This window comes from Pseudomonas sp. S34 (assembly GCF_009866745.1).
Taxonomy (GTDB): Bacteria; Pseudomonadota; Gammaproteobacteria; order Pseudomonadales; family Pseudomonadaceae; genus Aquipseudomonas; species Aquipseudomonas jessenii.
In genome coordinates this window covers 2,255,532-2,280,876 of record NZ_CP019398.1, presented here as the reverse complement: position 1 = coordinate 2,280,876, position 25,345 = coordinate 2,255,532, and the positions used below count along the sequence as shown (strand labels likewise).

The window sequence follows — 25,345 nt, the reverse complement described above, 5'->3', positions numbered from 1 at the left end:
AACATTCACCATCGAACCGATGGAATGCTCATTTCTAAGCTTTATACAATCAGAAGCAGTAGTGGTGGAGCCAAACGGGATCGAACCGTTGACCTCCTGCGTGCAAGGCAGGCGCTCTCCCAGCTGAGCTATGGCCCCGTATTTCTACAGGCGTTTCCCACACAAAATTGGTGGGTCTGGGCAGATTCGAACTGCCGACCTCACCCTTATCAGGGGTGCGCTCTAACCAACTGAGCTACAGACCCAATTTCGAGCTGCTAAGGCCGACCTCACCCTGCTCTTAACCACAGAGCATGGGGTGCGCTCTAACCAACTAAGCTACAACCCCAAGGCTGCTTCTTATCGTCTTCTTCAATGAATCAAGCAATTCGTGTGGGAACTTATGGAGCAGCTGAGTCGTCGATTAAGGAGGTGATCCAGCCGCAGGTTCCCCTACGGCTACCTTGTTACGACTTCACCCCAGTCATGAATCACACCGTGGTAACCGTCCTCCCGAAGGTTAGACTAGCTACTTCTGGTGCAACCCACTCCCATGGTGTGACGGGCGGTGTGTACAAGGCCCGGGAACGTATTCACCGCGACATTCTGATTCGCGATTACTAGCGATTCCGACTTCACGCAGTCGAGTTGCAGACTGCGATCCGGACTACGATCGGTTTTGTGGGATTAGCTCCACCTCGCGGCTTGGCAACCCTCTGTACCGACCATTGTAGCACGTGTGTAGCCCAGGCCGTAAGGGCCATGATGACTTGACGTCATCCCCACCTTCCTCCGGTTTGTCACCGGCAGTCTCCTTAGAGTGCCCACCATGACGTGCTGGTAACTAAGGACAAGGGTTGCGCTCGTTACGGGACTTAACCCAACATCTCACGACACGAGCTGACGACAGCCATGCAGCACCTGTCTCAATGTTCCCGAAGGCACCAATCCATCTCTGGAAAGTTCATTGGATGTCAAGGCCTGGTAAGGTTCTTCGCGTTGCTTCGAATTAAACCACATGCTCCACCGCTTGTGCGGGCCCCCGTCAATTCATTTGAGTTTTAACCTTGCGGCCGTACTCCCCAGGCGGTCAACTTAATGCGTTAGCTGCGCCACTAAGAGCTCAAGGCTCCCAACGGCTAGTTGACATCGTTTACGGCGTGGACTACCAGGGTATCTAATCCTGTTTGCTCCCCACGCTTTCGCACCTCAGTGTCAGTATCAGTCCAGGTGGTCGCCTTCGCCACTGGTGTTCCTTCCTATATCTACGCATTTCACCGCTACACAGGAAATTCCACCACCCTCTACCATACTCTAGCTTGTCAGTTTTGAATGCAGTTCCCAGGTTGAGCCCGGGGCTTTCACATCCAACTTAACAAACCACCTACGCGCGCTTTACGCCCAGTAATTCCGATTAACGCTTGCACCCTCTGTATTACCGCGGCTGCTGGCACAGAGTTAGCCGGTGCTTATTCTGTCGGTAACGTCAAAACACTAACGTATTAGGTTAATGCCCTTCCTCCCAACTTAAAGTGCTTTACAATCCGAAGACCTTCTTCACACACGCGGCATGGCTGGATCAGGCTTTCGCCCATTGTCCAATATTCCCCACTGCTGCCTCCCGTAGGAGTCTGGACCGTGTCTCAGTTCCAGTGTGACTGATCATCCTCTCAGACCAGTTACGGATCGTCGCCTTGGTGAGCCATTACCTCACCAACTAGCTAATCCGACCTAGGCTCATCTGATAGCGCAAGGCCCGAAGGTCCCCTGCTTTCTCCCGTAGGACGTATGCGGTATTAGCGTTCCTTTCGAAACGTTGTCCCCCACTACCAGGCAGATTCCTAGGCATTACTCACCCGTCCGCCGCTGAATTCAGGAGCAAGCTCCTGTCATCCGCTCGACTTGCATGTGTTAGGCCTGCCGCCAGCGTTCAATCTGAGCCATGATCAAACTCTTCAGTTCAAACATCTTTGGGTTTTTAGAAAACCCTAAACTTGGCTCAGCAATCGTTGGTTACATCTTTGATTTCTCGCGGAGTAACTTGTGATGCTGATAATCTGTTGACTAGCAGTCTGACTCCACAAGCACCCACACGAATTGCTTGATTCAGTTGTTAAAGAGCGGTTGGTTAAGATCTTTCGTCTCAACCGAGGCGCGCATTCTACAGCAGCCTCATTTGCTGTCAAGTGATTATTTTCAGAAGCTTTCAAAGTTTCCTTTGTAACTTCAACCACTTGCGCTTCAGATCTCTCGTCAGCGGGAGGCGAATTCTACAGCGTTACACGCTGCTGTCAACACCTCTTTTTCAACTCCCTTTCGGCTTCGATGAACTGAAGCAACCTGCTGCCGAAAACTGCGTAACTCTTTGTTTACCAAGGAGTTTTCCGTTTCGACTGCGCCGGAAGTGGGGCGAATTATAGACATCTACAATCTGCCGTCAAGCACTGATTCGGGTTTTCTATCAATATCCTGCAGAATGCAGCAAAACGACCCAAATGACGCCTATATAGAGGAGCCAGAACGCCCCTCTATATAGAAGAGCTTCCCATAGGCAGCCACAACCCATGTCATAGCCAAAAAATCAGCCCACGTGCACAGACGATTGACTGACCGCCAAAAACAAAAAAGCACCCAAGGTGCTTTTTTGTTATCGCTATCAGTTGAACAAAGCCGACACCCTCGCCCGCGCCATGTGCAGCTTTTTGTAGCTTTCGATCAGGCGAAGGTGCCTGTCGAGCCCTTCCAGTTTCATGCTCGTCGGCGTCAGACCATAGAATCGCACGCTGCCATCCACGGACCCTATCGCCGCGTCCATCCGCTCGTTGCCGAACATCCGGCGGAAGTTGACCTCGTAGTCGCTCAGTTCCAGATCATCGTCCAGCTGCATTTCCAGCACGACGTTCACAGCTTGATAAAACAAGCCGCGCTCGACGGTGTTGTCGTTGTATTGCAAGAAGGCTTCCACCAGATCCTTGGCCTGATCAAACTTCTGCAAGGCGAGATAAATCAGCAGCCTCAGCTCCAGGATCGTCAACTTGCCCCAAGGCGTGTTGTCGTCGAACTCGATGCCGATCAAAGTGGTGATGTCGGTGTAGTCATCCAGCTCGCTGTTTTCCAGACCTTGGGCCAGCGATCTCAGGCCGACTTTGCTCAGGCTGTGCAGGTTCAGGATGTCAGCGCGGAACTGCAGCGCTTTGTTGGTGTTATCCCAGATCAAATCTTCTACCGGATAAATTTCCGAGTAACCCGGCACCAGAATGCGGCAGGCCTTGGCACCAATGTGCTCATAGACTGCCATGTACACTTCTTTGCCCATGTCTTCGAGAATGCCGAACAGGGTCGCGGCCTCTTCGGTATTGGAGTTTTCGCCCTGACCGGAGAAATCCCACTCAACGAATTCAAAATCCGGTTTTGCACTAAAGAAGCGCCACGAGACCACACCGCTGGAATCGATAAAGTGCTCGACGAAGTTGTTCGGCTCAGTCACCGCCTGACCTTCGAAGGTCGGCTGAGGCAGATCGTTCAGGCCTTCGAAACTGCGGCCTTGCAGCAGCTCCGTCAGGCTGCGCTCCAGCGCCACTTCCAGGCTGGGGTGCGCGCCGAACGAGGCAAACACACCACCGGTACGCGGGTTCATCAAGGTCACACACATCACCGGGAACTCCCCGCCCAGCGATGCATCCTTGACCAGCACCGGGAAGCCCTGCTCTTCCAGGGCCTGGATACCAGCCAGAATCCCCGGGTATTTCGCCAGTACTTCCTGCGGCACATCCGGCAGGGCCATTTCGCCTTCGAGGATTTCGCGTTTGACCGCGCGCTCGAAGATCTCCGACAGGCACTGCACCTGGGCTTCGGCCAGGGTGTTGCCGGCGCTCATGCCATTGCTCAGGAACAGGTTTTCGATCAGGTTGGACGGGAAGTACACCACCTCATTGTCCGACTGGCGCACAAACGGCAGTGAACAAATGCCGCGCTGGATATTGCCGGAGTTGGTGTCGTACAGATGCGAGCCACGCAACTCGCCATCCCGGTCGTAAATCTTCAGGCAGTACTCGTCGAGAATTTCAGTCGGCAGTTCGTCCTTCGGGCCAGGCTTGAACCAGCGCTCGTCCGGGTAATGCACAAACGCCGCGTTGGCGATGTCCTCGCCCCAGAACTGATCGTTGTAGAAGAAGTTGCAGTTGAGCCGCTCGATAAACTCGCCCAGTGCCGATGCCAGCGCGCCTTCCTTGGTCGCGCCTTTGCCGTTGGTAAAACACATTGGCGAGTGCGCATCGCGGATGTGCAGCGACCACACATTGGGAACGATATTGCGCCACGAAGCGATTTCAATCTTCATGCCCAGGTCAGCCAGGATGCCCGACATGTTGGCGATGGTTTGCTCCAGCGGCAGGTCCTTGCCCACAATGTAGGTGCCCGCCTCGCTGGTCGAGTGCGGCATCAGCAACGCCTGGGCATCGGCGTCGAGGTTTTCGACCTCTTCAATCACAAACTCAGGCCCGGTTTGCACCACCTTCTTTACCGTACAACGGTCGATGGAGCGCAAGATCCCCTGACGGTCCTTGGCGGAAATGTCCGCTGGCAATTCAACCTGAATCTTGAAAATCTGGTTGTAGCGGTTTTCCGGATCAACAATGTTGTTCTGCGACAGGCGGATATTTTCGGTGGGGATATTGCGAGTTTCGCAATACAGCTTCACGAAGTACGCCGCACACAACGCCGACGAAGCCAGGAAGTAATCGAACGGCCCCGGTGCCGAGCCATCGCCCTTGTAGCGAATGGGTTGATCGGCAATCACCGTGAAGTCGTCGAACTTGGCTTCAAGTCGAAGGTTGTCGAGAAAGTTGACCTTGATTTCCATGTGCGATTACCAGAATTACGAGCTAAACGATTTGGCCGCCATTATCCGGTTTTTCGGCACAGACCGTTAACTTTCCGCTATTTATCGATCAACACCACACCCCGCTCCTCAAGCAAGCGCACAAACATCGTCAGGCTCTGCGACACGGTCCCCCTGCGCCATACCAGCCAGGTGCGTAAATAGCGGAACGACTCCGACAACGGCCAGACGCTGACCGTCGTGCATCCAGGCATGCTTTCGAGCATGCTGCGGGGCATCAGCGCCAGGCCGGCACCGGCGCTGACGCAGGCCAGCATGCCGTGATAGGACTCCATTTCGAAAATCTTGCCGGGCACCGCCGCGCCATTGGCGAACCAGCTTTCGAAATGATGGCGATAGGAGCAGTTGGAGCGGAAGGCATAGATGTTTTCGCCATTCACATCCTTGGCCCGATGAATCGGGTCATGGTTGAGGGGGGCGATCAGGACCATTTCCTCCTCGAATGCAGGCACACCCTCCAGCGCCGGATGCAACACCGGACCATCGACAAATGCAGCGGCCAGCCGCCCGGACAGCACTCCATCGATCATGGTCCCGGAGGGGCCGGTGGACAGGTCCAGTTCGACCTTGGCGTGCTTCTGGTTATAGGCGGCCAATAGCTCTGGAATACGTACCGCTGCAGTACTTTCCAGCGAACCCAGGGCGAAGGCTCCCTGCGGTTCTTCACCCGCCACGGTGGCGCGCGCCTCCTGAACCAGATCGAGAATACGTCGAGCGTAATCCAGAAAGCTCCAGCCGGCCGGCGACAGGCGCAGGCGACTCTTCTCGCGAATAAACAGATCCACACCCAGGTCCAGTTCAAGCTGTTTGATTCTGGTCGTGAGATTCGATGGCACCCGGTGGATATGCTGGGCGGCCACGCTGATGCTGCCGTGCTCGGCGACAGCCTTGAAAATTTCGAGCTGAACCAGATCCAAGCCATTCTCCAAACGTGAACGTTATGCTCAGTATTATTCAGTTTCCAGAAAACATATAGCCCCATAACCTGAGCACATTCCTACCTCGCAGGACGGTGCCATGACCAACGTATCCAGCCTTACCCATGCTATTTCGATCAACCCCGCTACAGGCGAGCAGATCGGCCATTACCCTTTCGAATCCGATTCGGCATTACAGGCCGCGCTGACGCGGGCCGCTACCGGGTTTCGCGCCTGGCGCGGCAAACCGGTTGAACAGCGCGCGCAACTGTTGATCAACCTCGCTCAGGCCTTGCGCAACAATGCACAGGCCATGGCGAACATGATCACCCTGGAAATGGGTAAGCCGATTGCCCAGGCCCGCGGTGAAATTGAAAAATGTGCGCAGCTCTGCCAGTGGTACGCCGAACACGGCCCCGCCATGCTGAGCCCGGAACCGACCCTGGTTGAAGGCGGCAAGGCACGCATTGAATATCGTCCCCTGGGCCCGATTCTCGCCGTGATGCCGTGGAACTTCCCCATCTGGCAAGTCCTGCGCGGCGCGGTCCCCACCCTGCTCGCCGGCAATACCTACGTGCTCAAGCACGCGCCAAACGTCATGGGCAGCACCTACCTGCTGCTGGAGGCCTTCAAGCAAGCGGACTTCCCCGAAGGTGTTTTCGAGGTCATCAACGTCACCCCGGACGGTGTATCCAAGGCGATCGCCGATCCACGCATCGCGGCCGTCACCCTCACCGGTAGCGTGCGAGCGGGCATGGCCATCGGTGCTCAGGCCGGAGCCGCACTGAAGAAATGCGTATTGGAACTGGGTGGCTCCGACCCCTTTATCGTGCTGGACGACGCGGACCTCGATGAGGCGGTAAAAGCCGCCGTGATCGGGCGCTATCAAAACACCGGACAAGTCTGCGCCGCAGCCAAACGACTGATTGTCGAGCAAGGCATTGCCCGGGAATTTACCCGCAAGTTCGTCGAGGCCACCCAACAGCTGGTTGTCGGTGATCCACTGGCTACCACCACCTATATCGGCCCGATGGCTCGCTTCGATCTGCGCGATGAACTGGATCAACAGGTGCGCGACACACTGAAAGAAGGCGCGACGTTGCTGATGGGTGGAAAGAAGGCTGAAGGCCCAGGTAACTACTATGAGCCCACTGTACTCGGCGACGTGACCGATCAGATGACATCATTCAAACAGGAGTTGTTTGGTCCGGTGGCCTCAATCATCACGGCCCGAGACGCAGCCCATGCGCTGGAGTTGGCCAATGACAGCGAGTTCGGCCTCACCGCCACCCTCTACACGCGCAATGTCGAACTCGCCCGGCAGATGGCCAGCGAACTTGAAACCGGCGGCGTGTTCATCAACGGCTATAGCGCCAGCGATCCGCGTGTCAGTTTTGGTGGCGTGAAGAAGAGTGGCTTTGGTCGTGAACTCTCGCATTTCGGGGTGCGTGAATTCTGTAATGCACAAACGGTTTGGCTGGACCGGCGTTAAGGGCAGCGTAGTGCCCCTGGGGTAAAACCGGGGGTATTTCTCAATGACTAGGCCCAATCTTTTCAGATTGGGCCTAGTCATTGAGAAATATGGTCAGGACTGGAGTGTCATACCAGTCGAATCAGCAGCAACACCAGGAGCACATTCAATACCGCCAGCGAACTCAGGCCCGCAAGCACACCGCCAGCGCCCCAGATCTCTAACAGGTACCCGGCCGCGAGGGGAGTCAAGGCCTGTCCTATGAGCGAAGGCCGAGCCATGCGCCCCATCAGCAAAACATAATGAGTAGGCGACATGAGGGCCAATGGCAGCAGTCCTCGAACGATCGCCCGCAAGCCATTACCCGCACCATAGATCACCAGACCCAGCGCGGTCATTGCCGGAGAGATGGTCACAAACAGCAGACCAATTGCCACGAACACCACAGAGATCAACGTCGTCCAGATCGGGTGTCGCTTTCGCGAAAACACTTGTAGAACACGTGATCCTACCTGACTCGGCCCCAGCAACGCGCTCAGTCCGATAGCGGCTGCAAGCGAGTAGCCCTGCCCCTGCAACAATGAAATCAGCTGGACCGACATCGCCGTCATGATCACGGCACCCAACGCGAAGATCAGCGTAAGCAACAGGTAGATCCGCCGGTCTATTGAGAGACTTTCATCACTCACTGCCGGGCTCTTTGTGAGGGGTCCCGTGCCCCGCGCCAGCACCCAGAGATAAAGCGGTGCCACGGCAATGACCAATAACACCCCATAAGCCACGCACGTCGTGCGCCAGCCAACGTGCTCGATGACCAGCGCTACCGCGGGCCATGACAGCGTTGTCGCAAACCCTGAAATAAGCGTGATCCCGGTAATCGCACTGCCCGCCCGCTCCCCGTACAGAGAACCTAAAGCCGCGAATAGCGCTTCATACAGCCCCAGCGCCATACCGACGCCAATCACGGCCCAAGACAAAAGAAACATCGGCAACGAGGTCGAGATGGCCAACAAAAACAACCCGATAGCGACACCCAGCCCGCTACTGGCCAGGATGGGGCGGCCGCCGTACCGGGCGATAAGCCGGCTGGTCAACGGTGCCAGCATCGCGGAAACCAGAATGCTCAGAGACAGTGCGCCATACACCCACTGGCTGGCCCAACCGGTCTCTTTCATGATCGGATCGGCCATGACGGCCATCAGGAAGAACGAACCTCCCCAGACCAGAACTTGCAGCATCCCCAAAATAAAAATGCCGAATACGCCAGGCAGTCGCGTTTGTTGGTTCAAGACAGTGTCATCAGTGGTGAGCAAAGCGGAACTCGTGAGCAGCTGCGCAACTACGGATAATTGGGCGATTTGTATGGGGACGGGGCACTCGCAGCTAACAGGTTCACCGTTGGCTCAAAGCATGTGTCCAGCCCAAATCTTGCGATTGACCAGATCGGCGGCAATCTCGATAAAGGCATCCCCGACAAATTTGGCGGCCGGACTGACCCGCCTGTCGGCCGGAAAAACCTGAACCAGTTTGCGCATGGGAACGGGGTCGACCAAGGGGGCTGCACTGAGCACGCCAGCGTCGACCTGCGCGTAAATCGATGCCAAAGGCAAAGCGGTCAGACCGAAGCCATTTCGGACCAGATCGATCATGGCGCCGAAGGAGTCGGCTTCAACGCTGGTCTTGAGCTTGATCCCGACTTGACGTGCACAATCATCCAGAATCACGCGAAGGCTATGTCGAGCGCTTGGCAATACCAATTGCTGCTCAGCCAATGACTCGAACGATATCGGCGTATCAAGACGCAGGTTGGCGCTGGCGGGACCGACCAGCAGCAGATTTTCCATCATCACCGGCACGATACGCAGCGTATGCAAAGGATGGGGATCGTAAGAAATCGCCAGTTCCAATTCGCCACGCTGAACCCAATCGAGCAGATAACCGCTGAAGGCCGAGGAAAACCTGACGGCGAGATTCGGATGCGCCTCTTTGATCTTGCGTACCAATGGAACAGTGATAATTTGCGCGACCGTCGGCGTCGTGCCGATGACGACCGTTCCCCGAAAAGAGGACTTTGCGCCCACAACAGAACTTCGAATGGACTCCATTTCTTCCATGATTCGGGTGGCATGTGCCAACACTTCACGTCCGGCGTCGGTGATCTCCATGCCTCGACCATGTCGATCAAACAGGTAGGTGCCGAGCTCCTTTTCCAACAATCGAATTTGCCGGCTAAGTGCCGGTTGCGCGATGTGAAGACGATCCGAGGCCTTGCTGAGACTGCCCAGCTCGGCAACATGAATCAGGGTTTTGAGTTGAACGACATCCATTACCAGGCCAGTCAGCATCGGGCTCGGCGCGATATGCGGCGAAAGTGCTGTGAGTGTAATCGCATTTACGCACCTTGGAATGCCCCGCAACCACCGTGTCGTGCGGCCCCAGGACCTTCAAGCCGGCTGTATCCCCCGGCCCGCCGGGGCTGCACGCCAAGCTATAAAATTCAGGTATATCAGTTAGGCCTTCCTGACGGCTTATTACCCTCCTGACTCTGCGGTAGCGTGCAATCAACGTCGGCGCCAAAGAGCGCTCGACTCACTACAAGAATAAGATTCGAGGGCTCGCGCCATGATGTTCAATGCTTCGTCTCACCCGTCCGATTTCCCCGGGCCACTACCGTTCGCCACGCTCGTGCTTCCACCCTCCCCCTTCTCTACGGAAATCCGGCCGTGAGCGGGTTCACGCCTTTTCGTTAAACCCAAAACCCAACGAGCCAGTCACGTCGGACGCGCATCAGCGCGCTCCTCGTCTCCCCTCGCCTTGAAAAAAGGGTGAATCACATGTCCGCATCAATCACAGACGCCAAAGACCACGCAGCCCAAACTGCTGCGATGAGAGCGCCCAACCGCGTCAAGGCCATCATGGGTGCCTGCTCGGGCAATCTGGTGGAGTGGTACGACTTTTTCATTTACGCCTACACCGCCATCTACTTCGCCGCTTCGTTTTTCCCCAAGGGCGACACGACCAGCCAGCTACTGGCGACCGCGGGCGTCTTCGCCGTCGGATTTTTCATGCGCCCGCTCGGTGGCTGGATATTCGGCTGGATTGCTGACACTCGCGGCCGCAAGGTCTCGATGATTATCTCGGTGTTCATGATGTGCGCCGGCTCGCTGCTGATCGCCGTCATGCCGACCTACGCAACCATAGGCGTCGCGGCGCCGATCCTGCTCGTGGTTGCCAGGCTGATTCAGGGCCTGTCGGTCGGTGCGGAATACGGCACCGGCGCCACCTACATCAGCGAAATCGCAACACCGGGTCGTCGCTGTTTCTATGGCTCGTTTCAGTACTTCACCATCATTGCCGGTCAGCTGCTGGCCTTGATGACCGTCGTCATTCTCCAACAAACCCTGACCGGTGAAGAGTTGCGCGAGTGGGGTTGGAGGATTCCGTTCTTCATCGGCGCGCTGAGCTCGGTCGTGGTGGTGTATCTGCGTCGCGCCATGCATGAAACCGCCAACAAGAAAGACATGAACCGCAAAGATGCCGGCTCTCTGCGCGGCATGTTCAAACACAAACGCGCAGTTGCCCTGGTGGTGGCGTTCACCATCGGTGGTTCGCTGTATTTCTATACCTTCACTACCTACATGCAGAAGTTCCTGGTGATCTCCGCCGGCTTCAGCCCGGAAACGGTCAGCTTCATCATGACGGCGGCCCTGATCGGCTTCATGCTTTGCCAGCCGCTGTTCGGCTTGCTCGCCGACCGCATCGGTATCAAGGCGCACATGTTGATGTTTTCCGGGCTGGCCATGTTGCTGGTGATCCCCCTGCTCTACTCGCTGCAGTCGGTCAGCAACCCGTTCATGGCATTCGTGCTGGTGTTTGGCGGTCTGGCCATTGCGTCGCTCTACACGCCGATTGCCGGGATCGTCAAAGCCGAACTGTTCCCACCTGCCGTACGTGCATTGGGGGTTGGATTTCCCTATGCGGTGGGCAATGCGGCATTTGGCGGCACCGCCGAATACGTGGCCTTGTCGCTTCGCTCACAGGGCATCGAGGAGTACTTTTTCTTCTACGTAGCGGCGGTCGTGACCATCACCTTCATCGCCGCGATGCTGATGCCCAACCTGTCGCGTTACGGCTATATCAGTGGCTCAGGTGAGATTGAAGAACGTACCGGTTTGAAGGGACGTGTAAAGCCCCATGCTGCGCGAGTCTGATTGACGGAGGATCTCCAGACGACCTTCAAGGGCCCATGACTTGTCATGGGCCCTTTTTTCATCAGCGCACGGCAGAGGCAGGTGCTACCTGTGGTGCAGATTCAGGGATGCTGTTGCCGACCTTTTCCCGATGGGGCCATGCCTGCAAGTCAAGATCAAGATCCGCGAACTGGCTGGAGTCGAATATCGGCGACTTGATGCCGGCCTTGCGCTGCCGGTCATAGTCACGCAGCAAGCGCATGCCGACGTTGAACAACAGCGCCAGCGCGATCAGATTGACGAAAGCCAATAGCGTCATGGTGATATCGGCAAAGGCGAACACCGTGCCCAGATTTTGCACGGCGCCCCAAAGGATCAACAGCAACACCAGGCCCCGATAGATCATCACCGCAGCACGTTTATCGCCCAGTAGAAAGCGCAGGTTATTTTCGCCCAGATAGTAGTTGTAGAGGATCGACGTGAAGACAAACAGAGCCAATGCCACGCTAATGAACGTGCGCCCCCAGTCCCCGACCACTGCCGCCAGTGCGTTCTGTGTCAGTACCAGGCCATCGCCTTCGAAGCCTGGTGTGTAAAAGCCCGACAACAGGATCAGCAGGGCCGTGCAGGTACAGATCACAAAGGTATCCAGGAAGACGCTGAAAGCTTGAACCACCCCTTGAGCCGCCGGGTGATCGACTTTCGCCACGGCGGCTACGTTGGGCGCACTGCCCAGTCCCGCCTCATTGGCAAACACCCCGCGTTTGACGCCCATGACGATGGCACTGCCAACCAGGCCTGCGAATGCCTGGTCGAGGCCAAAGGCACTTTTGAAAATGGTCACCAGCATGCCCGGCACATGGTCAAACTGAAGCACGATCACATAAACGGTCACGCCAATGTAGGCCAGTGTCTTGACCGGCACCAACAGGTCCGAGACGGCAGCGATGCGCTTGATGCCACCCATGAATACCAGGCCGAGCAATACGGCAATCGCAATACCGGAGTAGGTCGTGGAGAAGCCGAACGCATTGTTCAGCGAGTGAGTCACGGCATGGGATTGCAGCCCGTTGAAGGCAAAACCGAAAGTCACCAGGAGCAACACGGCCATGACCTTGCCCAGCCACGCCTGTTTCAGTCCGTACTGGATGTAGTACGACGGCCCACCCCGAAACTGTCCCTTGGCATCGCATCGTTTGTACAACTGCCCCAGGCTGCATTCGAAGAAGCTGGTGGACATGCCTACCAGCGCGGTCACCCACATCCAGAACACCGCTCCTGGCCCGCCCAACGTCACGGCCAACCCGACTCCGGCGATATTGCCCGCCCCTACGCGACCCGCCAGGCTAAGCATCAAGGCCTGGAACGAGCTGATCTGACCGGCACTCTTCTGCACGCTATCGCGAAAGGCTCCGAACATATGCAGGAAATGGCGAAACTGGACAAAGCGTGAACGAATCGTGAAATAACCACCCAGGCCTACGATAAGTACGATCAGGAGCTTTCCGGAAAGAAAGCTGTTTATGACTTCGAGCATGATTTGAACCTCTTGTTGTTATGGATTACAGGCATGCACACGCCCTCACACATCGCCGCGGCAGGCATGTGAGATGAAACGCGTTGAATAGCGACCGCGAGCCCGCAGTCAGGCTCCCGCCCTACATCGGGAAGCGCTCGGGGCGATCGGACTTATCCGGTTCGACTGCCGGTCTGGAAATCGGCGATCTGTTTCCACATCGCGATGGGGTTGGAGTACATGGGGAAGTGGCCGCAGGCCGGAATTGGCGCCAAACGCACGCCTTGGGCCTCGATGTGCGAAAGGTAGGACAGTGAAGCGTTCTGCTCGCCGTACATGAACATTCGCGGGCACTTCAAGCCGAGAAACCTGCTCATCAGGTCGGCGTTATCGGAAAGGTCGACCATCGACCGGAATATCCCCCGCACTGCCCCGGCACGCACCTTTTGCCTGAGGCTCGCCGAATAGAGTGCGCTGGCGTATGCCGGGGCCTGCCGGGCACGCTCGATGAAAGCCGTGAAAAACTTCTCTGGATCATCGCTTGGATAAGCGTCGATCTGCCGGCTGAGAAAGCAATCTTCCGGAGCAATATTGCCCTCTATATCGACGAAGCTGATTACCCGCTCCGGGAACTGATGGGCCAGCATCAGTGCGGTCAGTCCGCCCATGGAGTGGCCGACCAGGTGGAAGCGCTCGATACCGAAATGCTCCAGCATCTGTAATGCGGTCTGCAGCAGAAAAGGAATCGAAATACTGGAAAGGTCGCTGCACTGGCTCTCCCCGCAGCCCGGTGCGTCGTAGGCGAGGAAGGGGTGCCCGGCGAATTCCGCGTGCTGCACGATATCGGCGTAGTCCTCTTTGGTGGAACCAAAACCATGCAGGAACACAATCGGCGTCAGGTTGCCATTTCGATGAATGGCGGCGACGTTCAGCTGGACTCCCTCAACGGTCAAAGGGAGCTGCGTATGAGTGAACGTTTCGGATGCGGTCACGAAAATGACTCCTTGGACGATAGGACTGCCGCCGAAACAGGTCATCGGCGACAGGCCCAATTTCAGCCGGTTCGAGTCTTATGTAAATTCCTAATTGTGGAACGTTTCCATACGCCAAACCTATCATTGATTGCCCACTCGCAGCCCTTGCTCGCCTCAGGCCTTTTTCCGCAGTCGGGCAATGACTTCTGCTATGAGCGGATTGGGCCGATCCGCATTCCAGGCCACCGCCGTCGTCACCACGTTAAGCTTCTGACTCAATGATCGAAATACCACGTTATCCGGTGCCATTTTTTTCAAGGATGCCGGTACCAGGGCGATGCCCTGCCCATAGCTGACAAAGGCAATTTGCGAAGCGACCGAACGCACTTCATGCAGCACCCGCGGGGAAAACCCGCTGGCTCGGCAGGTTGCGATCAAGTAGTCGAAATAGACCGGGCTGACCTTTCGCGAAAACATCACCAAAGGTTCGTTGGCCAGGCTGGACAAACTGATACGTGTTCGCGCCGCCAATGGGTGGTCACTGGGTAACGCCACTACCAGACGATCCTCCAGCAACGGCAGTGACTGGATCGAGGCGCCCAGATCACCGTCCAGACGGGCGAAGGCCAGGTCGATATCACCGGCTTCCAGTGCCGGAACGGCCTCTACGCTGTCGATTTCCCGCACGGATACGGTCAGGTGCGGGTAATCGTCTTTCATCTGTTCGATCAGACCAGGCAGTACGTCAAACATGGCCGTGGAGATGGCACCGATGGTCAACATCCCCGACTGCCCTGCTACGGCCTCCTCCACCGCCAGTTCCAGGCGCTCGAGTTGTTCGGCGAATTTACGCACCGCCGGCAGGATCGCCGCCCCCACTGGGGTCAGTTTCGCCCCGCGTCGCGAGCGCTCGAACAGTTGGACCTTGAGTGCCTGTTCCAGCACCTGAATCTGCTCGCTCAGGGGAGGCTGAGACATGCCAAGCCGCTTGGCCGCACGGCCGAAATTCTGCTCTTCGGCGACGGCCAGGAACAGCCAGAGGTGACGGATCAGACGGAAATTGATCATGATTATTCCATAGGTTTAGCGTATCTAACGCTTCTGTGATTAGTAATATACCTATCAAATCGCCTCGTCGACACTGGCCGCCTCCGTCACCGCAGGGGCTACCCCATGAACAAAAAGAGTTTGCTGGATCGCTTGGCAGCGCTGGATACCAACACGGTATCCGACGCCCTCGACTTCCTCGGCCTGGCTGGTGCCACCGTGGGACTACGTCCGCTGTGGAACTGCCCGAAGATTGTTGGTCGCGCCAGCACCGTATTGCTGGCGCCAAAATCCGACAGCGTGCCCACCGTGCATCTGATCACCCCGGTGGTGGAGCAGATCGACAGCGACGACCGCGTGCTGGTCATTGCTGGCGGTATCGAAGGCATTTCCTGCTGGGGCGATATTCTCGCCAACGCCGCGGCTGGCAAACAGGTGCGCGGCACGGTCATCGACGGTTTCAGTCGCGACATCGACGGCAGCGAGTCGATTGGCTACCCGGTATATGGCCGTGGCGTCACCATGATCAGCGCGCGCAATCGGGTGGTGCAGATCGATGCCGCCGTGACGATCAATGTGGCGGGCGTCGACGTCAGCGAAGACGACTATGTCATCGCCGATAACTGCGGAACGGTGTTCGTGCCCCAGGCTTACATCGAGAAGGTAGTCGATCTTGGCGAGCGCATTACCCGTCGCCAGGACGGCATGGTGGAAGCGGTTCGCAGCGGCCGCTCAGTAGCCGAAGTGATGCATGACACCCAGTTCGAAGCTATCCAGGTGGAGCGTTCCTGATGAATCTTGAAGACCAAGCACTTGTCGCCCTGTTTGAGGGCCTGGACACCCCTGGCGTCTCCGATGCCCTGGACAAACTCGGCCTGCCCGGCCAATGCCTGGGCGTGGCACCACTGGACAATTACAGCAAGGTCATCGTCGGACCTGCCTTCACCGTGCAGTACGTTTCGGCCAGCGTGCCTCCTGGTACTGTGGGCGACTTCATCGAAGACGTGCTCCCCGGTGACGTCGTGGTGATCGACAACAGTGGCCGCACAGACTGCACGGTATGGGGCGACATCATGACCCAGTACGCCGGCAGCCGGCAGATCGCCGCAACGGTCATCGACGGTGTATGCCGTGACGTGAACAAGGCCCTGGGTGACGGTTATCCGGTCTTCAGCAAGGGCCGCTTCATGCGCACTGGCAAGGACCGCGTGCAGGTTCAATCCGTCAATCAGCCAGTGTCCGTCGGCACGGCCCGGGTGTGTGCCCGTGACATCGTGGTGGCCGACGCCAACGGCGTGGTGATTGTGCCTCGCGCCCGGGCAGCTGAAGTGGCCGCGTGCGCCCGCCAGATCGAGTCGGTCGAAGCCGATATCCGAGCCCTGATCGCTCAAGGCAAAACCCTCAAGCAAGCCCGCGCCGCACTGGGTTACCACCACCTGCAGAGGAAAGTCTGATGACCACGCTCCCCCTCCCGTTGAATTTCCACGAACGAGCAAAAATCCTGGGCAGTTCGACACTGTATGAAGCGTCCCATCTGCCCTGTGCGGTCGACAGCGCGATCCGTCCCGTCTGGGACGGTGCCTTCATCGCCGCGCCGGCCTACCCACTGGAGTGCTCGCCGGGTGACAACCTGTCGTTGCACCTGGCAATGGAGCGCGTACCTCGCGGCAGCGTTCTGGTGGTGGGTACGGGAAGTTTCATCGCCGGTTACTGGGGTGAAGTGCTGACCGTGGCAGCCGAAGCGGCAGGCGTGGTCGGCCTGGTCATTGATGGGGGCGTCCGTGATATCGCGGCGCTGAAGAAGCGCCAGTTTCCAGTATTCGCGCGCGGCATCTCGGTCAAAGGCACCGTCAAGGTCAGCGCGCCCTCCGTGGGCCAGCCATTCAATTTCAATGGCGTAGGCGTGGCGGTCGGTGACCTGGTCGTAGCCGACGATGATGGCGTGATCATCATTCCCAAGTCGGATGCCGCACGTACCCTCGCTGAAGGCGAAGCTCGCGCGAACAAGGAAGCGCTGATGATGCAAGCATTGACCGAAGGTCGCTCGACCCTGGAACTGATGAACCTTACCGAATGGAGAACCCGCGCATGAGCGCTGATATCCAACGTCTGAACCAACGCCTGGCCTGTGCGCAACCTTCCGCGACCTATCGGATAATCGATAGAGTGGCTGAGCGCCGGGCGCAAGGTGCGAAGATCATTTCGCTGTGCGCCGGCGAGCCAGATTTCGATACACCCGAACATGTACGTGAAGCGGCCATTCACGCCATCGAACACGGCCACACCCGCTACACCCAGGTCGCCGGTGTACACTCACTGCGAGAAGCGGTGGCCGCCAAGTTCCGTCGTGAGAACGGCCTGGACGTTACCTGGCAAGACACCCTTGTCTGCAACGGTGGCAAGCAGGTGATCTACAACGCCCTGGCCGCGACCCTAAATGAGGGTGACCAAGTCATCGTGCCAGCGCCGTACTGGGTCAGTTATCCGGAGATGGTGCAACTGTGTGGTGGTGAAACCAGAATCGTCACTTGCGATGCCGATACCGGATTCAAGCTGACGCCCGCGGCACTGACCGCGGCGATCACACCGCAGACCCGCTGGCTGATCCTCAACTCGCCGTCCAACCCGACGGGCGCAGTGTACAGCCGGGATGAGCTTCAAGCCTTGGCGCTGGTGTTGTTGGCACACCCTCACGTGTTGATTCTGGCCGATGACATCTACGAACACCTGATCTTCGACGATCAAGTATTCCATACCCTCGCCCAGGTTGAACCACGGCTCGCCACGCGAACCCTGACCATGAACGGTGTTTCCAAGGCCTATGCCATGACCGGCTGGCGTATCGGTTTTGCCACCGGGCCACGCTGGCTACTGGAGGCCATGGAAAAACTGCAAGGTCAGCAAACCTCAGGTGCAAGCTCGATCTCGCAGCAGGCCGCACTCGCCGCACTGGAGGGCCCCAAGGACTTCATCCGCGAAAGCCGTGCCGCTTTTCAGGGGCGTCGCGATTTGATGGTGGAGCTTTTGAACGCCACACCTGGTCTTGAATGCGTCAGCCCAGCCGGGGCGTTTTACGCGTTCGCCTCCTGCGCTGGGCTGATCGGTCGAACCTCAGCGGGCGGTCGAGCGCTGCTCACCGATGAAGATGTCGCCCACGCATTGCTTGACGAAGCGAATGTGGCGGTGGTGCATGGCAGCGCCTTTGGCCTCGGCCCCTACATCCGCATTGCCTATGCCCTGGATGATGCTTCATTGCGCAAGGCCTGCGAGGCCATCCGCGCGTTCTGTAGCGCCCTGCGTTAACCCAAGTGTATTTGAACGAACCCGGCCATCGCCGGGTTTCGTTTTTCTCGGCACGGGTCAGACAGTCAGCGGTTTCTCCCCCACGCCACCCGAAGCGTCCAGCACGGCGGCGTCTCGCTCGGCCTCATCCTCACTCACCAACTCGCCTTCCCATTTGGCCACCACAGCCGTGGCGATGGAGTTGCCCACCGCGTTGGTGGCCGAGCGGCCCATATCGAGGAAGGTGTCGATCCCCAGAATCAGCAGCAAACCGGCTTCGGGAATATCGAACTGGGTCAGCGTCGCGGCAATCACCACCAACGAAGCCCGGGGCACGCCGGCCATGCCTTTGGAGGTCAGCATCAACGTCAACAACATGGTGATCTGCGTGCCGATGGACATCTCGATGCCATAGGCCTGAGCGATGAACAGTACGGCAAACGTGCAGTACATCATCGAGCCGTCAAGATTGAAGGAATACCCCATGGGCATGACGAAACTCGAGATTCGGCGCTTGACCCCAAAACGATCCAGCGCATGAAGAATCTTCGGGTAAGCCGACTCGGAGCTGGCTGTAGCGAAAGACAGAAGGAATGCTTCCCTGATCAGCACCACCAGTTTGAACACCCGACGCCCCAGAAACATCCAGCCGGCAAACACCAGCATCACCCAGAGCACCATCAGCCCGAGATAGAAGTCGCGCATGAACACGGCGAACTTGACCAGAATGGACAGGCCGTTAATTGAAACGGTCGCGGCCATGGCCGCCATCACCGCCAGCGGAGCAAGCTTCATCACATAACCGGTAACCTTCAACATCGCGTGGGACAGGTCTTCGATGACATTCACCAGGCCCTCGGCTTTCTTGCCCAGGGAGGCCAGCGCAACGCCGAAGAATATCGAGAACACCACGATTTGAAGAATTTCGTTGGTGGCCATGGCCTCCGCGAAAGATTTGGGCACCAGATGTGTCATGAAATCCTTGAGGGTGAACACCGACGTTTGCAGATTGGTGGCGCTAGTGACGTCTGGTAACGGCAATCCCAGGTTATGCCCGGGTTGCAACAGGTTGGCCATGACCAGCCCTACCGACAGCGAGATCAACGAGGCCGTCAAAAACCAGCCCAGTGCCTTGCCGAACACCCGGCCGACAGCGCTGGCATCCCCCATGTGTGCGATGCCCACCACCAGGGTCGAGAACACCAGAGGGCCAATGAGCATTTTGATCAGGCGTAGAAAAATGTCAGAGACGATCGAGATGTAACCGGCGACTCTGGTCGCCGCCGCTTTGTCCGGGAAGTTCAGGAAAATCATGTAGCCGATAAGAATCCCCAATAGCATGGCGATCAGAATGCCTGCCGCGGCCGGTAGCCTGTTTTTCATTAGGTGTGCCCCCTACTTATTGTTGTAGTTGCGTCGGTTACGCGCTGTAACCACGTAGCCGAAAACTACCCTAGCCCCACCCCGTCAATAAGAGCGGATCACGCTCTAGCTGATATGCCCAAATGCTATGGCCAGGCGCCCAGGCTCAGCACCTTTGCCCTTCCCATACTTTGTGGTTATCGCAGTTCGCCACTGCGCCATGCATTCACCGTCCAGCTATATAAAACGGGCATATCTCAAAGACAAAAACGGTAGTCGTCGTTCTCCTTCAGCACTCCCAGAATGTGTGAAAACACAAAAGCAGCACTGCTTGGGAGATGGGCATGTCAACAGAAGCTGAACAAACCGTGGGACAGGATTGGCAGGAGGATGTATTCCGCGTGCTCAAGGCCCACGACGTCAAACACGTGGTCTTCGTACCGGATGCAGGTCACTCGGCGGCCATCCGCATGTCGTATGCCGACCCGGACATCAAGGCCGTTGTCCTCACCACCGAAGAAGAAGGCATCGGCTACCTCGCCGGCGCCTGGCTCGGCGGTGAGCGCGGCGCCCTATTGATGCAGTCCAGTGGTGTCGGCAACTGCATCAACACCCTGGCACTTCAGGTATGTGCCGGCTTCCCGCTGTTGATGGTGGTCACCATGCGCGGCGACTGGGCCGAATTCAACGCGTGGCAGAACCCGATGGGCCAGGCCACCGAAGCCTCCCTGAACCTGATGAAGGTCATGACCTGGCGCGCAGATGTCCCGGAAGACGTCGCCCCGCTGCTGCACGGTGCCGCGACCATGGCCTTCAACGGTGATTCCGCCACTGCCCTGCTGCTCGGTCAGCGCCTGATTGGAGAAAAGAAATGGGTCAAGTAAGCGCAAACCACACCCTGTGCCGCCGCGAAGTGGTCAAGGCCTTGCTGGCCGACCGCAAAGATGTGCTGGTCGTGACCGGTCTGGGCTCAGCGTCTTATGACGTCATGGCCGCCGGCGACCATGATCTGAATTATTACCTCTGGGCTGCCATGGGCAGCGCAATAACGGTCGGCCTGGGCCTGGCGAATGCCCAGCCGGACAAGTCGGTGGTGGTAGTCACCGGTGACGGTGAGTTACTCATGGGATTCGGCGCACTGGCCACGGTAGCACTGCAGAAGCCCGCCAACCTGACCATCGCAGTGCTGGACAACGGTCACTTTGGTGAGACCGGCATGCAAGTCAGCCACGCCGGTTTCGGTATTTCCCTGGACCAGGTGGCGAAGACTTGCGGCTTCAGCTGGACCGACGAAATTCGCGACATGGAAGGCGTACACGACCTGCGCGAACGCTTCGCTACCCGTGACGGCGTCAAGCTCGCGACGATCAAGATCAAAGCAGAAAACCCACCCCGGGTGCTGCCACCCCGTGATGGTCACTACGTCAAAAATCGCTTTCGTGCTGCGCTGGGTTTCAACCCGATCTGATTGCGCCCTACCCGAACCCGGTCACGCAGGGCTGATGCCATGCGTGACGCGTTGAGGAGAATAATAATGACCGACCGCAACTCTGATGAACTCAATGCCATCCGCGAAGGCGTACGCGCCTTGTGTGCTGAATTCGATGCCGCTTACTGGCGCAAAGTCGACGAAGAAAAAGGCTTCCCGGAAACCTTCGTCAAGGCTTTGACCGACGCCGGTTGGCTGGCTGCGATGATTCCTGTCGAATATGGCGGCTCCGGCCTCGGGCTGGCCGAGGCCTCGGTGATCCTCGAAGAAGTGAACCGCTGTGGCGGCAACTCCGGCACCGTTCACGGGCAGATGTACAACATGTTCACCCTGCTGCGTCATGGCAGCGAGGCACAGAAAAGCTACTACCTGCCGAAACTGGCCAACGGTGAACTGCGCCTGCAATCGATGGGTGTGACCGAGCCCACCACCGGCACCGATACCACCAAGATCAAGACCACCGCGATCAAACGCGGCGACAAGTACGTGATCAACGGGCAGAAAGTGTGGATCTCGCGAATCCAGCATTCCGACCTGATGATCCTGCTGGCGCGCACTACGCCCTTGGCCGAGGTGAAGAAAAAGTCCGAAGGCATGTCGATCTTTCTGGTCGACCTGCGCGAGGCCATCGGCAACGGCATGACCGTGCAGCCGATCGCCAACATGGTCAATCACGAAACCAACGAACTGTTCTTCGACAACCTGGAAATCCCCGCTGACAGCCTGATCGGCGAGGAAGGCAAAGGCTTCCGGTACATCCTCGACGGGCTGAATGCCGAACGCACACTTATCGCTGCCGAATGCATCGGCGACGGTCGCTGGTTTATCGAAAAGGCCAGTGCTTATGCCCGAGACCGTGTGGTGTTCGGGCGCCCTATCGGGCAGAACCAGGGCGTGCAGTTCCCCATCGCCGAAGCCCACATCGAAATCGAAGCGGCTGACCTGATGCGCTGGCGTGCCTGCGAAGAATACGACAGCGGCATCAACGCCGGGGCCAGCGCCAACATGGCCAAGTACCTGGCAGCGAAAGCGTCCTGGGAAGCGGCTAACGCCTGCTTGCAGACCCACGGAGGATTCGGCTTTGCCTGCGAATACGACGTCGAACGCAAATTCCGCGAAACCCGTCTGTATCAGGTAGCGCCCATCTCTACCAACCTGATCTTGTCCTACGTTGCCGAACACCTGCTCGAGCTGCCGCGCTCTTTCTGATAACAAGAGAGATAAAAATCATGAGCCAGCCCAAAAGCATCCGTCCGCTCGATGGCCTTACCGTCGTCAGCCTTGAGCATGCCATTGCCGCGCCCTTCTGTACCCGACAACTGGCCGATCTCGGCGCAAGGGTGATCAAGGTCGAACGTCCAGGCACAGGCGATTTCGCCCGGGGCTACGATCAACGCGTCAACGGTCTGGCCTCGCACTTTGTCTGGACCAATCGTTCAAAAGAAAGCCTGACCCTCGACCTGAAGCAGGATTGTGCCGCCGACGTGCTGGACAGTTTGCTGGCCACCGCCGATGTGCTCGTGCAGAACCTGGCGCCCGGTGCGGCCGCGCGAATGGGGCTGTCATTCGAGGTGCTGCACCAGCGTTTTCCGCGCCTGATCGTCTGCGACATTTCAGGCTATGGCGCCGGTGGCCCCTACGAGAAGAAGAAAGCCTACGATCTGCTGATCCAGAGTGAAGGCGGATTCCTGTCGGTCACCGGCGGCCAGGGCGAGGAAGAAATGGCCAAGGCCGGTTGTTCAATTGCCGATATCGCGGCCGGCATGTACGCCTACACCGGCATCCTGTCTGCGCTGTTGTTGCGTGAACGCACCGGTGAAGGCAGCCACCTCGACGTTTCGATGCTCGAAAGCCTGGTCGAGTGGATGAACTACCCGATGTACTACGCCTATGACGGAGCTCCTCCGCCCCCTCGCGCCGGCGCTGCACACGCCACCATTTACCCCTACGGTCCCTTCCCTGTCGGTGACGGCACCACGGTGATGCTGGGTTTGCAGAACGAGCGTGAATGGCAGTTGTTTTGCGAGAAGGTGCTGCTTGCGCCCGGGTTGGCCAAAGACCCGCGTTTCTCGGCCAACTTCAAACGTGTCGAAAACCGCAATGTGCTACGGGAATTGATCGTTGAGTCGTTCTCCATGCTCAATTTCGATGCGGTGATTGATCGCCTGGACCACGCGCAAATCGCTAACGCCCGGGTGAACGATATGCAAGGCGTCTGGGACCATCCACAACTTCAGGCCCGTGATCGCTGGCGAGCAGTCGAAACCTCTGCTGGCCCCGTTCCGAGCCTGGTCCCGCCCGGCAGTAACAGTGCGTTCGAACCTCGCATGGATGCCGTGCCAGGACTTGGCCAACACACCGAACAAGTGCTCAAGGAGCTGGGACTGGGGGCAGAGCGCATTGAACAAATGCGTGCCACCGGTGCCATCTGACGGCAACGATCAAAGTTTTTCGAGAGAACACTGCCCAATGAAGATCCTGGTAGCTGTGAAACGAGTGGTCGATTACAACGTGAAAGTTCGCGTGAAAGCCGACAACTCTGGCGTCGACCTCGCCAACGTCAAGATGTCGATGAACCCGTTCTGCGAAATCGCCGTGGAAGAAGCCGTGCGCCTGAAAGAACTCTCTATACAAGAAGGGCGCGTTGCGACTGAAATCGTCGTTGTATCCGTAGGCCCGTCCACCGCTCAAGAGCAACTGCGCACCGCGCTGGCTCTGGGTGCCGACCGCGCCATCCTCGTCGAGTCCGCCGAAGACCTGACTTCCCTGGCCGTTGCCAAACTGTTGAAAGCTGTTGTCGACAAGGAACAGCCTCAGCTGGTGATCCTTGGCAAACAGGCCATCGACAGCGACAACAACCAGACTGGCCAGATGCTCGCTGCATTGAGCGGCTACGGTCAGGGCACGTTCGCTTCGAAAGTCGAAATCAGCGGCGACAGCGTAGCTGTGACCCGTGAAATCGACGGCGGCGCGCAGACAGTTTCCCTGAAACTGCCGGCGATCGTCACCACCGACCTGCGTTTGAACGAGCCGCGTTATGCGTCTCTGCCAAACATCATGAAAGCCAAGAAGAAGCCTCTCGAAGTAGTGACTGCGGATGCTTTGGGCGTTTCCACCGCCTCCACCAACAAGACGTTGAAAGTCGAAGCGCCGGCTGCACGTAGCGCGGGTATCAAGGTCAAGTCGGTGGCTGAACTGGTCGAGAAACTGAAGAACGAAGCGAAGGTGATCTGAATGGCTATCCTGGTTATTGCTGACTTTTCAACCGACCAGCAGGACAACAAAGTGCTGGCCCCGGCCACGCTGAACACCGTTGCTGCTGCCGCCAAAATCGGTGGCGACATCCACGTTCTAGTCGCTGGCCAGGGTGTGGGTGCCGTGGCTGAAGCCGCTGCGAAAATCGCTGGCGTGAGCAAAGTATTGGTAGCTGACAACGCTGCCTACGCGCACCAGCTGCCGGAAAACGTCGCTCCTCTGGTTGCTGCTCTCGCTCAAGAAGCAGGGGCTGCGGGCTACAGCCACATCCTGGCTGCCGCCACGTCCAACGGCAAAAACATCCTGCCGCGCGTTGCCGCTGCCCTGGACGTTGACCAGATCTCCGAGATCATCTCGGTTGAAAGCGCCGACACCTTCAAGCGTCCGATCTACGCCGGTAACGCCATCGCTACCGTTCAGTCGAACGCGGCGGTCAAGGTGATCACCGTGCGTGCCACCGGTTTCGACCCGGTTGCAGCTGTTGGTGGCTCCGCTGCTGTTGAAGCTATTGGCGCTGCCCACGACGCTGGCATCGCAAGCTTCGTTGGCGAAGAACTGGCCAAGTCCGATCGTCCGGAACTGACCGCTGCCAAGATCGTCGTTTCCGGCGGTCGCGGCATGCAGAATGGCGACAACTTCAAACACCTGTACGCCCTGGCCGACAAGCTGGGCGCTGCCGTCGGTGCATCGCGCGCCGCGGTCGACGCAGGTTTTGTACCCAACGACATGCAGGTCGGTCAGACCGGCAAGATCGTTGCTCCACAGCTGTACATCGCCGTCGGTATCTCCGGCGCGATCCAGCACCTGGCCGGTATGAAAGACTCCAAAGTGATCGTTGCGATCAACAAGGACGAAGAAGCGCCGATCTTCCAGGTGGCCGATTACGGACTGGTGGCGGACTTGTTTGAAGCGATTCCAGAAATGGCCGCCCTGGCCTGATTGCCGACTGACAGGAGCGATAAA

General features: G+C 57.9%; 20 protein-coding genes, 2 tRNA genes and 1 rRNA gene. 12 read left to right on the top strand and 11 right to left on the bottom strand.

The window, feature by feature from the left end; genetic code table 11:
- Window positions 1-62: 62 nt before the first annotated feature.
- From PspS34_RS10200 to PspS34_RS10175, 5 genes are all read right to left on the bottom strand, one after another.
- A tRNA-Ala gene (locus PspS34_RS10200) sits at window positions 63-138 on the bottom strand.
- 30 nt (window positions 139-168) lie between these two features.
- Window positions 169-245 (bottom strand) — tRNA-Ile (locus tag PspS34_RS10195).
- A gap of 159 nt (window positions 246-404) precedes the next feature.
- Window positions 405-1,941 (bottom strand): 16S ribosomal RNA (locus PspS34_RS10190).
- A gap of 694 nt (window positions 1,942-2,635) precedes the next feature.
- Window positions 2,636-4,840 carry an OsmC domain/YcaO domain-containing protein gene (locus PspS34_RS10180; protein ID WP_159389654.1) on the bottom strand — a complete coding sequence of 735 codons (2,205 nt, stop codon included), beginning with the start codon at window positions 4,838-4,840 and terminating at the stop codon, window positions 2,636-2,638.
- A gap of 77 nt (window positions 4,841-4,917) precedes the next feature.
- Window positions 4,918-5,796 carry a LysR family transcriptional regulator gene (locus tag PspS34_RS10175; protein WP_150812772.1) on the bottom strand — a complete coding sequence of 293 codons (879 nt, stop codon included), beginning with the start codon at window positions 5,794-5,796 and terminating at the stop codon, window positions 4,918-4,920.
- A gap of 100 nt (window positions 5,797-5,896) precedes the next feature.
- Here PspS34_RS10175 and PspS34_RS10170 point away from each other — a divergent pair, with 100 nt between their 5' ends.
- On the top strand, window positions 5,897-7,288 hold the full coding sequence (locus PspS34_RS10170) for an aldehyde dehydrogenase family protein (RefSeq protein ID WP_159389653.1): 1,392 nt from the start codon (window positions 5,897-5,899) through the stop codon (window positions 7,286-7,288).
- A 107-nt stretch (window positions 7,289-7,395) separates the two neighbouring features.
- Here the strand turns inward: PspS34_RS10170 and PspS34_RS10165 are convergent, their stop codons facing one another.
- Both PspS34_RS10165 and PspS34_RS10160 read right to left on the bottom strand, forming a co-directional pair.
- The gene (locus PspS34_RS10165) at window positions 7,396-8,505 is read right to left on the bottom strand and encodes an MFS transporter (RefSeq protein ID WP_154910311.1); all 1,110 of its coding nucleotides are present in this window, start codon (window positions 8,503-8,505) and stop codon (window positions 7,396-7,398) included.
- A 165-nt stretch (window positions 8,506-8,670) separates the two neighbouring features.
- Window positions 8,671-9,612, bottom strand: a complete 942-nt coding sequence (locus PspS34_RS10160) for a LysR substrate-binding domain-containing protein (RefSeq protein WP_174245511.1) — start codon at window positions 9,610-9,612, stop codon at window positions 8,671-8,673.
- Between the two features lie 489 nt (window positions 9,613-10,101).
- Here PspS34_RS10160 and PspS34_RS10155 point away from each other — a divergent pair, with 489 nt between their 5' ends.
- Complete coding sequence (locus tag PspS34_RS10155) at window positions 10,102-11,478, top strand: MFS family transporter (protein ID WP_150812769.1); 1,377 nt, start codon at window positions 10,102-10,104, stop codon at window positions 11,476-11,478.
- Between the two features lie 61 nt (window positions 11,479-11,539).
- Here the strand turns inward: PspS34_RS10155 and PspS34_RS10150 are convergent, their stop codons facing one another.
- The 3 genes from PspS34_RS10150 to PspS34_RS10140 all read right to left on the bottom strand — a co-directional run bounded on the left by PspS34_RS10150 (window position 11,540) and on the right by PspS34_RS10140 (window position 15,015).
- Window positions 11,540-12,994 carry an alanine/glycine:cation symporter family protein gene (locus PspS34_RS10150; protein WP_159389652.1) on the bottom strand — a complete coding sequence of 485 codons (1,455 nt, stop codon included), beginning with the start codon at window positions 12,992-12,994 and terminating at the stop codon, window positions 11,540-11,542.
- 152 nt (window positions 12,995-13,146) lie between these two features.
- Window positions 13,147-13,965: an alpha/beta hydrolase gene (locus PspS34_RS10145; protein ID WP_159389651.1), complete on the bottom strand. Its 819-nt coding sequence runs from the start codon at window positions 13,963-13,965 to the stop codon at window positions 13,147-13,149.
- A gap of 156 nt (window positions 13,966-14,121) precedes the next feature.
- A complete protein-coding gene (locus PspS34_RS10140) occupies window positions 14,122-15,015 on the bottom strand; it encodes a LysR family transcriptional regulator (RefSeq protein ID WP_154860549.1) in 894 nt (297 codons plus the stop codon).
- Between the two features lie 105 nt (window positions 15,016-15,120).
- Between PspS34_RS10140 and PspS34_RS10135 the strand changes: the two genes are divergently transcribed.
- Genes PspS34_RS10135 through PspS34_RS10120 form a run of 4 tightly spaced genes read left to right on the top strand, consistent with a single transcriptional unit; the run spans window position 15,121 to window position 18,297 of the window.
- Window positions 15,121-15,786, top strand: a complete 666-nt coding sequence (locus PspS34_RS10135) for an RraA family protein (RefSeq protein WP_154910291.1) — start codon at window positions 15,121-15,123, stop codon at window positions 15,784-15,786.
- Window positions 15,786-16,448 carry an RraA family protein gene (locus PspS34_RS10130; protein ID WP_159389650.1) on the top strand — a complete coding sequence of 221 codons (663 nt, stop codon included), beginning with the start codon at window positions 15,786-15,788 and terminating at the stop codon, window positions 16,446-16,448. Before PspS34_RS10135 ends, PspS34_RS10130 begins: the two co-directional genes overlap by 1 nt.
- A complete protein-coding gene (locus PspS34_RS10125; RefSeq protein WP_154910289.1) occupies window positions 16,448-17,086 on the top strand; it encodes a dimethylmenaquinone methyltransferase in 639 nt (212 codons plus the stop codon). Before PspS34_RS10130 ends, PspS34_RS10125 begins: the two co-directional genes overlap by 1 nt.
- On the top strand, window positions 17,083-18,297 hold the full coding sequence (locus PspS34_RS10120) for a pyridoxal phosphate-dependent aminotransferase (RefSeq protein WP_159389649.1): 1,215 nt from the start codon (window positions 17,083-17,085) through the stop codon (window positions 18,295-18,297). The genes PspS34_RS10125 and PspS34_RS10120 overlap by 4 nt, the downstream gene beginning before the upstream one ends.
- 57 nt (window positions 18,298-18,354) lie before the next feature.
- On the opposite strand, the gene PspS34_RS10115 is transcribed toward PspS34_RS10120, so the two are convergent.
- Window positions 18,355-19,659 (bottom strand): dicarboxylate/amino acid:cation symporter, encoded by a 1,305-nt coding sequence (locus PspS34_RS10115; RefSeq protein WP_154860553.1) that lies wholly within the window; start codon window positions 19,657-19,659, stop codon window positions 18,355-18,357.
- 323 nt (window positions 19,660-19,982) lie between these two features.
- On the opposite strand from PspS34_RS10115, the gene PspS34_RS10110 reads away from it, so the two are divergent.
- The 6 genes from PspS34_RS10110 to PspS34_RS10085 all read left to right on the top strand — a co-directional run bounded on the left by PspS34_RS10110 (window position 19,983) and on the right by PspS34_RS10085 (window position 25,321).
- Window positions 19,983-20,522 (top strand): thiamine pyrophosphate-binding protein, encoded by a 540-nt coding sequence (locus PspS34_RS10110; RefSeq protein WP_007896342.1) that lies wholly within the window; start codon window positions 19,983-19,985, stop codon window positions 20,520-20,522.
- Window positions 20,510-21,106, top strand: a complete 597-nt coding sequence (locus PspS34_RS10105) for a thiamine pyrophosphate-dependent enzyme (RefSeq protein ID WP_150812760.1) — start codon at window positions 20,510-20,512, stop codon at window positions 21,104-21,106. Before PspS34_RS10110 ends, PspS34_RS10105 begins: the two co-directional genes overlap by 13 nt.
- A gap of 66 nt (window positions 21,107-21,172) precedes the next feature.
- A complete protein-coding gene (locus PspS34_RS10100; protein ID WP_150812759.1) occupies window positions 21,173-22,336 on the top strand; it encodes an acyl-CoA dehydrogenase family protein in 1,164 nt (387 codons plus the stop codon).
- Between the two features lie 20 nt (window positions 22,337-22,356).
- Window positions 22,357-23,559: a CaiB/BaiF CoA-transferase family protein gene (locus PspS34_RS10095; protein ID WP_174245510.1), complete on the top strand. Its 1,203-nt coding sequence runs from the start codon at window positions 22,357-22,359 to the stop codon at window positions 23,557-23,559.
- A 37-nt stretch (window positions 23,560-23,596) separates the two neighbouring features.
- Window positions 23,597-24,361, top strand: a complete 765-nt coding sequence (locus tag PspS34_RS10090; protein WP_154860555.1) for an electron transfer flavoprotein subunit beta/FixA family protein — start codon at window positions 23,597-23,599, stop codon at window positions 24,359-24,361.
- Entirely contained in the window at window positions 24,362-25,321 is a 960-nt protein-coding gene (locus PspS34_RS10085) for an FAD-binding protein (RefSeq protein WP_154860556.1), read from the top strand.
- The last annotated feature ends 24 nt before the right edge of the window (window positions 25,322-25,345 follow it).